Here is a 14,694-nt window from a genome sequence, read left to right as displayed (position 1 = left end):
ATCATGACCCAGCGATCCCCCGCCCTCTTCCTGTTCGCGCTGCCCGCGCTGCTCGTGTTCCTGGCGTTCTTCTGCCTGCCGATGGCACGGCTGATCGAAGTCAGCCTGACCGGCAGGGACGGCGCGGGGGTCTACTGGACCGTGCTGACCAGCGCCCGCTATCTGCACAGCCTGATGGTGACCGTGGTGCTGTCCGCGCTGGTCACGCTGGCCACGCTGGTGATCGCCGGCATCGCCGGCACCTTCCTGCAGCGCCACCCGGTGCCGGGCAAGCCGGTGCTGGTGGCCATGCTGACCTTCCCGCTGGCCTTCCCCGGCGTGGTGATCGGCTTCATGGTCATCATGCTCGGTGGCCGCAACGGCCTGCTGGCCAGCATCGGCGATTTGCTCACGGGCGAGCGCTGGACCTTTGCCTACGGGCTGGCCGGACTGTTCGTCGGCTATCTCTATTTCTCGATTCCACGCGTGATCCTGACCGTGATGGCCGCCGTGGAAAAGCTCGACCCGTCGCTGGAGGAAGCCGCGCGCTCGCTGGGCGCCAGCCCCTGGCGCGTGGTGCGCGACGTGATGCTGCCCGCGCTGATGCCAGCCATGCTGTCCAGCGGCGCCATCTGCTTTGCCACCAGCATGGGCGCGTTCGGCACGGCCTTCACGCTGGCCACGCAGCTCGACGTGCTGCCGCTGACGATCTACAACGAATTCACCAACTACGCCAACTTCGGCATGGCCGCCGCGCTGTCGATCCTGCTTGGCGTGGTGACCTGGGCCCTGCTGGCGCTGGCCCGCTGGTACTCCGGCGATACCGTCGCCGCCACCGCCTGAGAGGCCATCCGGTCAAACGCACATTGCCGAGGACTATCGATGACCGCCCAACCCCGCCGCGCCGGCTACTGGCTGCAACTCACGCTGACCCTGCTGGTCTGCGCCTTCATGACCGTGCCCGTGGTGCTGTCCGTGCTGGCCGGACTGACCAACAACATCTTCGTGGGCCTGTCGAGCGGGCTGACCACGCGCTGGCTTGAGGAAGTCTGGTCGCTGTATCGCAATACCATCTTCCTGTCGCTGGGCATCGCGCTGGCCTGCGTGGCCTGCACGCTGGTGATCGGCGTGCCCGCCGCGTACTACATGGCGCTGCGGCGCAACCGCGTCACCCGGTTGATCGAGGAACTGCTGATGCTGCCCGTGGCGCTGCCCGGGCTGGCCACAGCGCTGGGCCTGATCCTGCTCTACGGCAGCTGGCAGGGCCTGCGCACGAGCTGGGTGTTCATCCTGATCGGCCACGTGGTGTTCACGCTGCCGTTCATGGTGCGTGCCGTGCTGGCCATCCTGTCGGCCATCGACATCCGCACGCTCGAAGACGCCGCCGCCAGCCTGGGCGCCACGCGCCTGCAGCGCTTCTTCACGGTGGTGCTGCCGAACTGCCGCCAGGGCATCCTGGCCGGCGCGCTGATGGTGGTGACGCTGTCGGTGGGCGAGTTCAACCTGACCTGGATGCTGCATACCCCCACCACGCAGACACTGCCCGTGGGCCTGGCCGACAGCTACGCATCGATGCGCCTCGAAATCGGGTCTGCCTACACCATCGTGTTCTTCGTCATGATCATTCCGATGCTGGTGTTCATGCAGGCCGTCAGCGCGTTGGGGGCCCGCACGCGCCGCCACGCGACCGTTGCCGAACCCGTCCAGGACGCACCCGTCGCCCTGCCCCAGACCGCCCCCACCGTAGCCGAAAGCCGCCATGCATGAGCCCACCCCCATCCGCCTGCGCCAGTGCGCCAAGACGTTCGCAGACGGCACGCTGGCACTGCAGCCGCTGGACCTGGATATCGGCGCCGGCGAAACCGTGGTGCTGCTGGGGCCGTCGGGCTGCGGCAAGACCACCACGCTGCGCATCATCGCCGGGCTGGAGCAGCCCGATGCCGGTGGCGACGTCTTGTTTGGCGACACGCGCGTGACCGACCAGCCCATCGAGCAGCGCGGCGTGGGCATGGTGTTCCAGAACTACGCGCTGTTCCCGAACATGAGCGTGGCCGAGAACATTGCCTACGGCCTGCGCGTGCGGCGTGTGGACGGCGCCGTGTGCCGCCGCCGCGTGGACGAGATGCTGGCCATGATGCATCTGGAGCCGTTTGCGGACCGCCGCATCGACCAGTTGTCGGGCGGCCAGCGCCAGCGCGTGGCGCTGGCGCGCGCCATCGCCGTGCAGCCGCGCGTGCTGCTGCTGGACGAACCGCTGACCGCGCTCGATGCCAAGCTGCGCGATGCGCTGCGCGCCGACATCAACCAGTTGCTGCGCAGCCTGCACATCACCGCCGTGTACGTCACGCATGACCAGGCCGAAGCCATGGCGCTGGGCGACCGCATCATCGTGATGGACAAGGGGCGCATTGCCCAGACCGGCACGCCGCAGGAAATCTACCGCGCCCCGGCCAACGCGTTCGTGGCCGACTTCATCGGCACCATGAACCACCTGCCGGGCACGGCCGAGGCGGGCCGCTGGCGCGTGCCGGGCGGCACGGTGCCGATGGGGCCGCCCGACGATGCGCCGACGACGTCGACCGCGCGCCTAATGTTCCGGCCCGAGGACGTAGCACTGGTGCACGCCGACGATGCCCATGTGGAAGGCACGGTCGTCACCGCGCTGTTCCTGGGCAACCACACGCGGCTGCTGGTGGACGTAGGCGCCACCACGCCGCTGATCGTCGACACCGCCCGCCGCGATGCCTGGGCCGCCGGCACCCGCGTGGGCCTGCGCATCGATACCCAACACCTGATTACGCTTTGCCAAGCCGCATGACCCTCGCAAACCCGGCGCCCTACCTGGTGGCGCAACTGACCGATCTGCACATCAAGGCCGGCGGCAAGCTGTCCTACCGCATGGTGGACACCGCCGGCGCGCTGCACACCGCCATCGACACGCTGCTGGCCGCCCCGCAACTGCCCGATATGGTGGTGGTCACCGGCGACCTGGTCGACTTTGGCGACGTCCACGAATATCGCTTCCTGCGCGACATCCTGCAGCGCCTGCCGATGCCGGTGAAGCTGCTGCCCGGCAACCACGACCACCGCTCGTCGCTGCGCAGCGTGTTTGCCGATCACGACTACCTGTTCGCCAATGGCGACGGCGAGGCGCCGGTGCACTACGCCATCGATGCCGGCCCGCTGCGGCTGGTGGCGTTCGACTGCACCGTGCCCGGCAAGCCGGGCGGCCGCGTCGACGCCGATGGGCTGGCCTGGCTCGATGCCGCGCTGTCCGCCGCGCCGCAGCGGCCGACGCTGGTCATGCTGCACCATCCGCCGTTCCATACCGGCATCGGCCACATGGACGTGCAGGGGCTGGACAACGCGGCTGGGCTGGAAGCGGTCATCGCCCGCCATCCGCACGTGGAACGCGTGATCTGCGGCCATCTGCACCGGCAGATCACGCGCCGCTTTGGCGGCACTATCGCCATGACAGCACCCGGCCCCGCGCATCAGGTGGCGCTGGACCTGGACCCGCAGGCGCCGTCGTGCTTCCGCATGGAGCCGCCGGGCTACCTGCTGCACTGGTGGCATCCGCTGCACGGCCTGGTCACGCATCTGGCCGCCATCGGCGACCACGGGGCGCGCCACCCGTTCTTTGACGCGGACGGCAAGCTGATCGACTGACAGCAGCGGCGCACGCACCGTGCGCGTTGCAGTGCCATTGGCGTACCATTGTCGGCTTCTATCGATTTACGGACCAATGTTCCGCCAGGCGGAACTCTGCGACACCCCGACATGGACCTGCTTCTGCTCAGCAACTCGACCTCGGACGAGGGCTACCTCGTTCACGCCGCCCAAGCCATCGCCGAACTGGCCGAAGGCCGCACAGACGCCCTGTTCGTTCCCTACGCGGGCGTGACACGCGACTGGGACGGCTACGCCGCCCAGGTGCGCGAGGCCTTTGCGCAGGGCGGCATCGCGGTGCAGTCGCTGCACGAGCAGGCCGACACCCTGGCCGCGGTCAACGCCGCCACGCTGATCGTGGTGGGCGGCGGCAATACCTTCCGCCTGCTGCAGGTGCTGCGCCAGCAGGGCCTGCTGGCGCCCATGACCGCCCGCGTGCGCAGCGGCGCCGCGCGCTATATCGGCTGGAGTGCCGGGTCCAACCTGGCCACGCCGACCATCCGCACGACCAACGACATGCCGGTGGTAGACCCGGGCGGCTTCGACGCGCTGAACCTGGTGCCGTTCCAGATCAACCCGCACTACTACAACCTGGAAATCGAAGGTTTCCGTGGCGAAACGCGCGACCAGCGACTGGCCGAGTTCACCACGCTGTCGCCGGACACCCCGGTACTGGGCCTGCCGGAAGGCAACTGGCTGCGCGTGTCGGACGACCGCTGCGTGCTGCATGGCCCGCACGCGGCGCGCTGGTTCCTCGACGCCACCACCTGGGACGTAACGGCCGGCCCGCTGTCGATTCCGGTCTGACCACACCGGCCTGGCTGGCCTGATTGGCCTGGGTCGGGACAAAAAAATACCCGCAGCCGGGAGGAGCGGGTATCAGAAGTGGTATGGACAAGTCGCGGAATTCGTCCACGGGAAAATGCTGGCACCGCCCAACTACGCTGCCAATAATCTTTCCGGACTAGAGGCCGATATCCATGGCATGGGCAGGCGCCGCCGATCCCCGGCGCGCCCCCAATGCTGGCGATGGACAACGCGCGTCGAATCCAGTCCAATCAATCCCAATGTCGCCCCCTGCACTTTGTGCATCTTTCCATGTCGCGTGCCCGACTTCTGCTGATCGATGACCACACCCTGTTTCGCACGGGGCTGAAGCTGCTGCTGGCCGACAGCCCCAGCGTGGCGTCGATCATCGAGGCCGGATCGGTCATGGAGGCCGTGCAGGCCCACGCCAGCCAGCCCGTGGACATCCTGCTGCTGGACATCCAGATGCCCGGCCTGAACGGCATCGAAGGCATCAAGGTGCTGCGCCGGCACTTTGCCGCGGCGCGCATCCTGATCGTCTCGGGCACCTCGCATATCGATGCGATTCCGGCCGAATCGCGTCGGGAGATCGCCGGATTCCTGCCCAAGTCGGCCGATGCGGTGGACATCGAGCGCGCCATCGCCTGCTGCCTGTCGGGCGGCACGCATTTTCCGGCCGATGGCAGCGGCTACGGCCCCGGCACGAGCAACCCTGCCTCCGGCAATGCCCCGGCCTACGAACCGAGCCAGCTCACGCCGCGCCAGCTGGAGGTACTGACGCAACTGAGCCTGGGCCGATCGAACAAGGTCATCGCCTATCACCTGGGCTTGTCCGAAAACACCGTGCGCGTGCACGTGGCGGCCATCCTGGACCATCTTGGCGTGGTCAGCCGCGTGGAGGCCATCCTCGAAGCGCAGCGCCGCGGGCTGGTACAGACGCTTCGCTGAGCGCCATCTCAACCCGCCCCGCCCGCCGCGCGACCATGGCGTTGCCCTTCCTTCCGCACTACGACGAGCCGCGGCTGCTGTCCGCGCAGATGGAACTGATCGACCAGAGTTTCGGCATGGCCATGCTGGGCTGCGCGCTGGCGGCGATCATCCTGGGCACCGGCCTGTCGCTGACCGACGGCCATCCCGGCGCGCTACCCTGGGCGGCGACGATGGCGGTGCTCTGTGCCGTGGCCCATTTTGGCCGGCTCGCCGTGCGCGACCGGCTGACCGAGGCGCGCTCCGGCCTGTATGCGCGCGGCATGACCGCAATGCTAGTCCTGATCGGCAGCCTGTGGGGGCTGGCAGGCTGGCTCTACCTTGATATCCGGTCGCCGGCCGTGGTGATCTGCGTGCTGTCGCTGATCGCCGGCATGAGCGCGGCAGCGCTGGCCGTGTTCTCGGCCTGCCTGCCCGTGGCGGTGGGCTTCTTCATCCCGGCCATCGTGCCGGTGTGGGCGGTCTTCATCGTCACGCGCGATATCGCCTACCTACCGATGTTCCTGGGCACGCCGCTCTACCTGTTCGTGCTGATCGTGTTCGCGCGCAACTACTCGCACATGGCGCGGCATTCGCTGGCGCTGCGCTTCGAAAATGTGGAACTGATCTCGCAGCTGCGCGACCAGACCGCCCGCGCCGGCCACGCCCAGCGCGAGGCCGAGGAAGCCAACCGGGCCAAGTCGGTGTTCCTGGCGTCGGCCAGTCACGACCTGCGCCAGCCGCTGCACGCGCTGGGGCTGTTCCTGGTGTCGCTGGGCCGTACTCCGCTGGACGCGCGGCAGCGCCAGTTGCTGGACCACATCGAGGCGTCGTCCGGCGCGGCGCGCGAAATGCTGAACACGCTGCTCGATTTCTCCAAGCTCGACGCCGGCGTGGTCACGTCGCGGCCGCGGCCCTTCCGGCTGCAGCCGCTGCTGCACAAGCTCGAAAACGAATTCGCCCCGCAGGCCAATGCGCGCGGGCTGGTCTATCGCACGCGCGATACCATGGTCACCGCCTTTGGCGATCCCACGCTGACCGAACTGATCCTGCGCAACCTGATTGCCAACGCCATCCGCTACACGCGCACCGGCGGGGTGCTGGTGGCCTGCCGCAAGCGCCGGTTCCATGTGTCGGTGGAAGTCTGGGATACCGGCATCGGCATTCCGGTCGTCCAGCATCGGGCAATCTTCCGCGAGTTCCATCAGCTGGGCAATCCCGAGCGCGACCAGCGCAAGGGGCTGGGCCTGGGGCTGGCCATCGTGGACGGCCTGGCGCGGACGATGCAGACGTCGGTAACGCTGGGGTCGACGCCGAACCGGGGCTCGGTGTTCCGCCTGCAGCTGCCGCTGGCGTGGACCGCGCCCGAGGAATCGGTCCTGCCCGGCGCCGCCACGCGCCTGGACGGGCTGCGCGTGCTGGTGATCGACGACGATCCGGCCATTCGGGAGGCCATGTCGGGCCTGCTGACGGTCTGGAACTGCCCGAACCGCACCGCCGAAACCGAGGACGAAGCCCTGGCGCTGCTTGCCGGCTTCGCGCCGGACCTGATCCTGGCTGACTACCGCCTGCGCGGACACCGCACCGGGCTGGAGGCCATTGCCGCCATCCGCGAACACACGGGCCGTGACCTGCCCGCCATCGTCATCACGGGCGATACCGCCGCCGACCGTCTGCGCAACGTCCACGCCGGCGGCACCGCCCTGCTGCACAAGCCGGTGGTGCCGGGCGAGCTGCATGCCGCGATTGGCGACCTGCTGCGCGGCGCCGACTGAAACCTGCCCCTGCCCGCCGTCGTGGCGGCCGTTGCGCTGCCACACCTGAATGGCATCGGCCCGCATGATAAGCACAGCCCCCATTCATGCATAAATAGTATGAATGAATCATTCCTATTAATTGGACTTAGGTCTGAGGCCCGCCCACACTCCAAAACAAAGCGGGCCTGATCGTTGTGATGCTTCGGCCACCGCGCCCGTCATTCCAGAACCATGACCCAAGCGAGGAGCCTTTCATGACCGCCTCACGTTCCGACCTGCCCAAGCATGACCTGCTGATCGACGGCAAGCGCCTGCCGCCTGGCACCGGCGAATACTCCACCGACATCAATCCCGCCACTGAGGCGCCCATTGCACTGGTGGCGCAAGGCAGCGCCGCCGACGTGGACACGGCGGTCAAGGCCGCGCGCACCGCGCTGAAGGGCTGGGCCGGCATGCGCGCGGCGGACCGCGCACGCATCCTGAACCGCTTTGCCGACCTGCTCGAAGCCCATGCAGAGGAACTGGTAGCACTGGAAAGCCAGGACGCCGGCAAGCCGCTGGCGTCCGTGCGCCGCCAGGACATGCCCGCCGTGATCGACACGGTGCGCTACTACGCGGGCTGGTGCGACAAGATCCACGGCAGCGTGATCCCGGCCCGCCCCGACGCGCTGACCTATACGGTGCGTGAGCCCGTGGGCGTGGTGGCGGCCATCGTGCCGTGGAATTTCCCGCTGATGATCGGCATGTGGAAGATTGCCCCGGCCCTGGCCTGCGGCTGCACGCTGATCGTGAAGCCTGCCGAGATCACCCCGCTGACCGCCCTGCGCGTGGCCGAACTGGCGCTCGAAGCCGGCGTGCCGCCCGGCGTGTTCAACGTGGTGACCGGCAAGGGCAGCGTGGTGGGCAACGCCATGGTGGCGCACCCGGGCATCGACAAGGTGACCTTTACCGGATCGCCCGGCGTCGGGCGCGGCATCATGCAGGGCGCGGCGGCCAACTTCAAGCGTGTGACGCTGGAACTGGGCGGCAAGTCGGCCAACGTGATCTTTGCCGACGCCAACCTGGACGCCGCCACGCGCGCGGCGGCCTCGGGCATCTTCTTCAACGCGGGCCAGGTGTGCTCGGCCGGGTCGCGCATCCTGGCGCAGCGCCAGGTGTATGACGAAGTGGTGGAACGGCTGTCCGCGCGCGCCAGGGCGATCCGCGTGGGCGACCCGGCCGCGCCCGATACCACCATGGGCCCCGTGGTGTCGGCCGCGCAGATGAAGACGGTGCTCGACTACGTCGACATCGGCAAGCAGGAAGGCGCCAGCGCGGTGACGGGCGGCGCACGCGTGGGCGAGCGCGGCTTCTTTGTCGAGCCCACCGTGTTTGCCAACGTGGCGCACGAGATGCGGATTTCGCAGGAGGAAATCTTCGGCCCGGTGGCCAGCGTGATTCCATTCGACGATGAGGCCGACGCGGTGCGCATTGCCAACGGCACCGCGTTCAGCCTGGCCGCCGGCGTGTGGAGCGCGGACATCCAGCGCGTACACAAGGTGGCCGGCGAACTGCGCGCCGGCACGGTCTGGATCAACACCTATGGATATACCGACGTGCGCCTGCCGTGGGGCGGCTCGGGTGACTCCGGCCTGGGCCGCGAGCATGGCGACGCCGCCATCGAGAACTTCACGGAGCCGAAGGCGATCTGGTTGTCGTTGCGCTAGGCGTCGTCAGGCATGGCCGCTACGGCGGCCGGCGCGACTCCGCATACCCCGCCCTGGCCAGGCGGGGTTCTTATTTGCGCGGCGGCGGTCAGCCGATCATGCGCATCGGCAGCAGCGCATACGCGAGCGTCAGCACGCCCACGATGGCCGGCGACACGTACTTCAGCGCAAGGCTCTGCGACTGTACGCCCAGATAGGCGTACATGCAGACAAGGATCATGGCGCAGGCAAAAACGAGCCCGTCATAGACTTGCATGGTTGGTGTCTCCCAGAGTTCGTTCTTCGACTACTTCTGTGATGACGGGCGTGCTTTTGGGGCGCCCGGGTACTGCCCACTGCAATCTATTTGCGCCGATGGTCGCGCCATCGATGGGGCGCGGCAATCATGGTAATCCCTTCGTTATTGGCGTTTGAACGATGCTGCGGCGCGGGATGCCGGGCGTTTTCGGCACCGCCTTGCACGGTTGCGGATGTCAAGGAGGAAAGTCCCGAGCCTCGGACGCTGGCGCCGGATGCCGATCGCGGTGAGACAATGCTGCGCGGGATGGCAGGCCGGCCGTGTTGCCGCAGTGCCATGACCGCCAATACACAAAAAGGGAGACAACCATGCACCGACTTGCCGTTCTTGCCGCTGTCCCTGTCGCGTTCGTAGCGACGTTCGCCGCCGGCTTCCTCACGGCTCATGTGGATCTGCCGCTGGCTCACGCGCAGACGCCGCCGTCCGCGCTGATGCCGCTGATCATCAACCTGGCAGCGATGAGCAACGACGACATCGGCCCGCAAGTGCCCAACATGGGCACGCTGCGCACCAAAGGGCTGGTGACGACGCCAAGCGGCACGGTTGCCGTGCAGTCGGGCAATGTGCCCAAGCACTATCACACCAGCGCCGACGAGATCCAGTACGTGATCGCGGGCAAGGGCACGTTCTGGCTGGGCAATGAACAGCACCAGGTGGGGCCTGGCGACCTGATCATCATTCCGAAGGGAGCCGCCCACGCGGGCTCGATCGCGGCCAGCGGCGAGTTCAGGTCGCTGGCCATCAAGCTGCCACCGCAGGCGCCGAACGATACCCACCTGCTGCCCTGACCGCGGGTCAGGGCCGGGCCCGGATCAATTGCGGGCCTCGCCCTGCCCTGTGGCGGCTTCGCCAGGCAGTAGCAGCACCACCAGCGCCGTACAGGCGGCAATGCAGGCCATCGCAAGAAAGAGCGAGGCAAAGCTCGACGCCTTGACGACCGGCCCCAGCAGCCAGACCGCCAGCGAACTGATGCCGAAGGAAACCGCCAGCCGCATGCCGGCGACGCGCGATCTCACGCTGTCGTCGACGTAGCGCACGATCATCGCGTCGGTGAACGGGATGCTGCCGAAGATGCACACCATGGCGCCCAGCAGCGCCACGAACAGCCACCATCCCTGCGCATGCGCGGCAAGGACCAGCCAGGGGATCTGCGCCAGGACCAGGCACAGGTACAGCCGCTTGAGCGGCACCGTGTCGATCAGTTTTCCAACAATCACCTGCGTGAACGACGCCAGCGTATAGATCACGGCCAGCAGCAGGCCGATCATGACCGGGTCATCGATCCGCCCGTTGAACCGCTCGGCCAAGAACTGCGTGTTGCCATTGGTGGTGAAGTTGAACAGCAGGCTGCCGGTGACGGCAGCCGCCGTCATCACGACCAGCGCCCGCGCCAGCAGCCGGGGCGGCAAGACCACCTGCGGCGGCTTGCGGCTGCGTCCCGGCGCCGGGCCTTGTGGCGCGCAGAGCCACGCAAAGGCAAATCCGCAGACGATGGAGATGACACCGGGCACGGCAAATGCCGCCCGCCAGCCCCAGGCCTGCACAAGAAACCCCGTGAGCAGCGCGGCGCCGGCCACGCCCAGATTGCCGGCCAGTCCGTTGAGTCCGATGGCCGAACCCGGCCGGCTCGCGCGCTGCACGAGCATCGGAATCCCCACCGGATGGTAGATCGACGCAAACAGGCCGATCAGGGCGAGGCCGCCCGCCAGTTGCCAGGGGCCTTGCGCCACGGCGGTCACCAGCGCCGCCAAACCCAGCCCGAAGAAGAACACCAGCATCATCTGCCGGCGGCCCCACATATCGCCCAGGCGGCCCGAAGGCACCGAGCCAAGGCCAAACAGGAAGAACGCCCCCACGCCATAGGGCATCAGGTCTTCCCAGCGGGCGAACCCGAACTCCGACGCGATGGTGCCCACTGCAGTGGCGAAGATCAGCAGGAACAGGTGGTCCAGCGCGTGGCCGACATTGAGCAGCAGCACCACCCGCAACGGGTGGTTCTCGATGGCCGCCTGGGCGGCCTGTGGCGCCTGGGTGGCGGGTGGTGCCTCGGTGGTTTTTTCAGCCGGCGACGTCGGCGAAAGCTCGGTATTCATTGGGTGTCTCCCCCGGGTTCATTTTTGGTCTTCTGAACGCCGTAGTCTGCCGGATGCCGAAGCCGTTGGCTTTCGCGTTTCCTGCGTCGACACTCGCAAAAGGGACACCTTGCCGTCGGCCTGCGCCCCTGGGTCAGACCAGCGAAAATGCCAGCGATGCGCCACCCACGCGGGCCACGAAGTCGCCGCCCGCCGCGACATCCACGGGCACGGAGAGCGTGCCGGTGGTCACCACCGCGCCAGCGGGAATCCTGGCGCCCTCGGCGGCCAGCCTTTCCCACAGATGGCCCAGCGACAGAAAAGGCTTGGTCCGGTCGTCGCCCGCCAGCGATTCGGCGATGCGCTCGCCGTCGCGCCAGATGCCTGCGTCGGCCTCGAACAGCGGATCGGCAGCGTGGTTGATCATGTCGCCACGAATCAGCGCATGAAAGCCCACGTTGTCGGCAATGAAGCTCGGCTGCCCCACCTCCTTGCGATCCACGAACCGGCTGCACACGACCTCTACCGCGACGGTCGCGCAATCGATCATCGACGCGGCGTCGAAGGCCTCGTCGGCCGGCGCCACCGCCCGTGCAAACGTGAACGCCGCTTCCACCTCGAGCGTCGCCTGACGGCCCGGCGGCAGCGTCACGACTGCGTTGGATTTGAACACGCGGCTCGGCGTCAACGTGCCGATGGCCGGCGGATTGGGCAGGTCACCGCGCAGGCCTCGCGGCGAGGCACCGGCGAGCTTCCAGCCCACTGTGCCCTCGCCAAGCTGCGCGACGAATGCAGCCTGCGTCGCATAACCTTGCGCCAGCGTCGTGGGACGCTCGGCCTCGGCCAGTTCTGTCAGCGCCTCGCCGGCGCGGCATGCCGCCGTCAGTTGGCGTGCGGGGATAGTGGGGTCGAAACGTGCTTCGCTCATCGTGATCAGGCCGGCGTGATAGTGAAATGACGGCACACTATGCCACACGGCCCGAGCGATGGCCGGCAGACCCTGCGGGTGCCGCGCTGCGCGTCAGCCTTCAGCCATGACTGCCCGGCGGCGCAAGCGTGTCGCGCTTGATCTTCTTGGCCAGCGACCACTTGTGCACTTCGGTCGGGCCATCGTAGATGCGGAAGGCCCGGAGCTCGCGGAAGGCCTGTTCGACGATGGTGTCGCGTGACACACCATCGCCGCCCAGAATCTGCACGCATCGGTCCGCCACACGAAACAACGCCTCCGACACCGCTACCTTGGCCATCGAGCTTTCCGCGGTGGCCAGCGACCCCGCGTCCAGCACGCCCGCACACCAGTCGATCATCAGCGCCGCCTGCTGCAGGTCGATCAGGTTGTCGGCCAGCATGAAGCCAACGCCCTCATGGTCGATCAACAGCTTGCCGAATGCCTTGCGCGTGGTGGCATAGCCGCGCGCAATCTCGTCGGCGCGGGCCACCGTGCCAAACCAGCGCATGCAGTGCGATAGCCGCGCCGGTGACAGCCGCACCTGCGCGTACCGGAAGCCCTCGTTGACTTCGCCCAGCACCTGGTCCGCCGGCACCCGCAGGTTGTCGATCAGCACCTGGGCGTGGCCGCCCGGCATGGAACTGTCGATCGTATCCAGCACCCGCTCGGTACGAATCGCCGGGTGCGGCAGGTCCACCAGAAACATGGTGGCCTGTGCGCGCTCGCCGCCGTCGTCGCTTCGGGCCATCACGATGCCCACCCGGGCGCCTTCGGCCCCCGTGATGAACTTCTTGCGGCCGTTGATCACCCAGTCGTTGCCGTCCCGCACGGCCCTCGTCTGTAGCATCGACGGGTCCGAGCCAGCGCCGCCATCTTCGGCCGGCTCGGTCATGAAAAATGCCGAACGCGCCTCGCCGCGCACCAGCGGCGCCAGAAACCGCGCCTGCTGCGCGGGCGTCGCTACCTTGCCGAGCAGGAACATGTTGCCCTCGTCGGGCGCCATGGTGTTGACCGCGACCGGACCGAGCGGCGACAGGCCCGACCGCTTCAGCACCGCAGCCGTCTCCAGCTGACTTAGATGCGAACCGTCGACAAGAATGTGCGGCGTCATGACGCCCGCAGCTCGCGCCAGGGCACGCAACTCATCGACCAGCCCAGCGGTCGGACCATGCGATTCACAGCGCGGATCCCGCTCGTACGGCGCCACGACGTCGCGCACGAAGCGCTCCACGCGGTCCGCGATGTCGCGGCTTCTTTCGGTGGGACAAGGCGTGAACATGTTCGTCTCCGCTCGGCGTTTAGCGCTGCCCGAAATGCGCGCTGCGGAACAGGTGTTCCAGCCCGCGCGGCTGCGAGCGCCAGTACTGCTTCGGCGCATCGACCTGGGCCCCGAGCTTGGCGGCGGCATGCCACGGCCAGCGCGGGTCATACAGCATCGCCCGGGCAATCGAAATCATGTCGGCCTCGTTGTTGGCGATGATCGCCTCGGCCTGCTCCGGCTCGGTAATCAGCCCCACGGCCAGCGTCGGCAGCCCCACTTCGGCCTTGACGCGCTGGGCATACGGCACCTGGTAGCCCGGTCCCAGCTTGATGGCCTGCTGCGGCGACACCCCGCCGGTGCTCACGTGCACCGCCGCGCAGCCGCGCGCCTTGAGCGCCTGCGACAACGCGATCGTGCCATCGATATCCCAGCCGTTCGGCACCCAGTCCGTCGCCGACACGCGCATCCACACCGGACGCTCGGCCGGAAACGCCTCACGCACGGCGTCGAACACTTCCAGCGGGAACCGCATACGGTTCTCCAGGCTGCCGCCGTATTCGTCGGTGCGGTGATTGGCAATCGGCGACAGGAACTGGTGCAGCAGGTAGCCGTGCGCGCCGTGTACCTCGATACCCTCGACGCCGATCCGTGCCGCACGCTTGGCCGCCGCCACGAAATCGTCGCGGATCTTCTGCATGCCAGCACGGTCGAGCGCCGTGGGCGCCACCTCGTCGACCGCATGGGGTATGGCCGACGGCGCCACGGTCTGCCAGCCGCTCAGGGCATCGGGGCGAATCTGCGCGCCGCCTTCCCACGGGGCCTGGCTCGACGCCTTGCGGCCCGCGTGGCCCAGTTGCACCGCCACGGCAATCGGCGAATACCGGCGCACCGCGTCGAGCACGCGGCCCAGCGCGGCTTCATTGGCATCGCTGTAAAGGCCAAGGTCGGCCGGCGAGATGCGGCCTTCCGGCGACACGGCAGTGGCCTCGACAATCATCAGGCCCGCGCCGGACAGCGCCAAGCTGCCCAGGTGGATCATGTGCCAGTCAGTGGCCGAGCCCTCTTCCGCCGAGTACTGGCACATGGGCGCAATGGCGATGCGGTTGGCGAGCGCGAGATTGCCGATCTGGTACGGATCGAAGAGATGAGACATGGGGAGTTCCTTGGAGTCCTGGGGCTCCCTGCGCGGGAGCGGGCAACGTCCCGGAGGATTGTAGACGCCGCCCGCGA

General features: G+C 67.9%; 14 protein-coding genes. 9 read left to right on the top strand and 5 right to left on the bottom strand.

The genetic code is table 11. The annotated features are described in order from the left end of the window. Positions 1–3 precede the first annotated feature (3 nt). The 8 genes from CYJ10_RS14775 to CYJ10_RS14740 all read left to right on the top strand — a co-directional run bounded on the left by CYJ10_RS14775 (position 4) and on the right by CYJ10_RS14740 (position 8,884). Positions 4–822, top strand: a complete 819-nt coding sequence (locus CYJ10_RS14775) for an ABC transporter permease (RefSeq protein WP_101682249.1) — start codon at positions 4–6, stop codon at positions 820–822. 39 nt (positions 823–861) lie between these two features. Further along, a complete protein-coding gene (locus tag CYJ10_RS14770) occupies positions 862–1,746 on the top strand; it encodes an ABC transporter permease (RefSeq protein ID WP_101682248.1) in 885 nt (294 codons plus the stop codon). After that, entirely contained in the window at positions 1,739–2,797 is a 1,059-nt protein-coding gene (locus tag CYJ10_RS14765; protein ID WP_101682247.1) for an ABC transporter ATP-binding protein, read from the top strand. Before CYJ10_RS14770 ends, CYJ10_RS14765 begins: the two co-directional genes overlap by 8 nt. Continuing rightward, entirely contained in the window at positions 2,794–3,648 is an 855-nt protein-coding gene (locus tag CYJ10_RS14760) for a phosphodiesterase (RefSeq protein ID WP_101682246.1), read from the top strand. The genes CYJ10_RS14765 and CYJ10_RS14760 overlap by 4 nt, the downstream gene beginning before the upstream one ends. Before the next feature lie 111 nt (positions 3,649–3,759). Beyond that, entirely contained in the window at positions 3,760–4,455 is a 696-nt protein-coding gene (gene pepE, locus CYJ10_RS14755; RefSeq protein ID WP_101682245.1) for a dipeptidase PepE, read from the top strand. A gap of 291 nt (positions 4,456–4,746) precedes the next feature. Continuing rightward, the gene (locus CYJ10_RS14750) at positions 4,747–5,403 is read left to right on the top strand and encodes a response regulator transcription factor (protein WP_101682244.1); all 657 of its coding nucleotides are present in this window, start codon (positions 4,747–4,749) and stop codon (positions 5,401–5,403) included. Between the two features lie 35 nt (positions 5,404–5,438). Beyond that, positions 5,439–7,196, top strand: coding sequence for an ATP-binding response regulator (locus tag CYJ10_RS14745; RefSeq protein WP_101682243.1), 1,758 nt, complete (start codon positions 5,439–5,441; stop codon positions 7,194–7,196). A 236-nt stretch (positions 7,197–7,432) separates the two neighbouring features. After that, positions 7,433–8,884, top strand: a complete 1,452-nt coding sequence (locus tag CYJ10_RS14740; RefSeq protein ID WP_101682242.1) for an aldehyde dehydrogenase family protein — start codon at positions 7,433–7,435, stop codon at positions 8,882–8,884. An 88-nt stretch (positions 8,885–8,972) separates the two neighbouring features. Here CYJ10_RS14740 and CYJ10_RS34140 read toward each other — a convergent pair whose 3' ends face one another. After that, positions 8,973–9,140 carry a hypothetical protein gene (locus tag CYJ10_RS34140; RefSeq protein ID WP_180862940.1) on the bottom strand — a complete coding sequence of 56 codons (168 nt, stop codon included), beginning with the start codon at positions 9,138–9,140 and terminating at the stop codon, positions 8,973–8,975. Between the two features lie 350 nt (positions 9,141–9,490). On the opposite strand from CYJ10_RS34140, the gene CYJ10_RS14735 reads away from it, so the two are divergent. Further along, positions 9,491–9,970, top strand: a complete 480-nt coding sequence (locus CYJ10_RS14735; RefSeq protein WP_101682241.1) for a cupin domain-containing protein — start codon at positions 9,491–9,493, stop codon at positions 9,968–9,970. A 24-nt stretch (positions 9,971–9,994) separates the two neighbouring features. Here CYJ10_RS14735 and CYJ10_RS14730 read toward each other — a convergent pair whose 3' ends face one another. From CYJ10_RS14730 to CYJ10_RS14715, 4 genes are all read right to left on the bottom strand, one after another. Next, complete coding sequence (locus CYJ10_RS14730; protein WP_101682240.1) at positions 9,995–11,275, bottom strand: MFS transporter; 1,281 nt, start codon at positions 11,273–11,275, stop codon at positions 9,995–9,997. A gap of 133 nt (positions 11,276–11,408) precedes the next feature. Next, positions 11,409–12,182 (bottom strand): hydratase, encoded by a 774-nt coding sequence (locus tag CYJ10_RS14725; RefSeq protein ID WP_146002041.1) that lies wholly within the window; start codon positions 12,180–12,182, stop codon positions 11,409–11,411. Between the two features lie 100 nt (positions 12,183–12,282). Beyond that, the gene (locus CYJ10_RS14720; RefSeq protein ID WP_101682238.1) at positions 12,283–13,482 is read right to left on the bottom strand and encodes an acyl-CoA dehydrogenase family protein; all 1,200 of its coding nucleotides are present in this window, start codon (positions 13,480–13,482) and stop codon (positions 12,283–12,285) included. 19 nt (positions 13,483–13,501) lie between these two features. Then, complete coding sequence (locus CYJ10_RS14715; protein ID WP_101682237.1) at positions 13,502–14,617, bottom strand: NADH:flavin oxidoreductase/NADH oxidase; 1,116 nt, start codon at positions 14,615–14,617, stop codon at positions 13,502–13,504. Between the last annotated feature and the right edge of the window lie 77 nt (positions 14,618–14,694).

It is taken from the genome of Cupriavidus pauculus (assembly GCF_002858765.1).
Taxonomy (GTDB): domain Bacteria; phylum Pseudomonadota; class Gammaproteobacteria; order Burkholderiales; family Burkholderiaceae; genus Cupriavidus; species Cupriavidus pauculus_B.
Note: the sequence above shows the minus strand (reverse complement) of the source record. Positions and strands in the feature narration are given on the sequence as shown.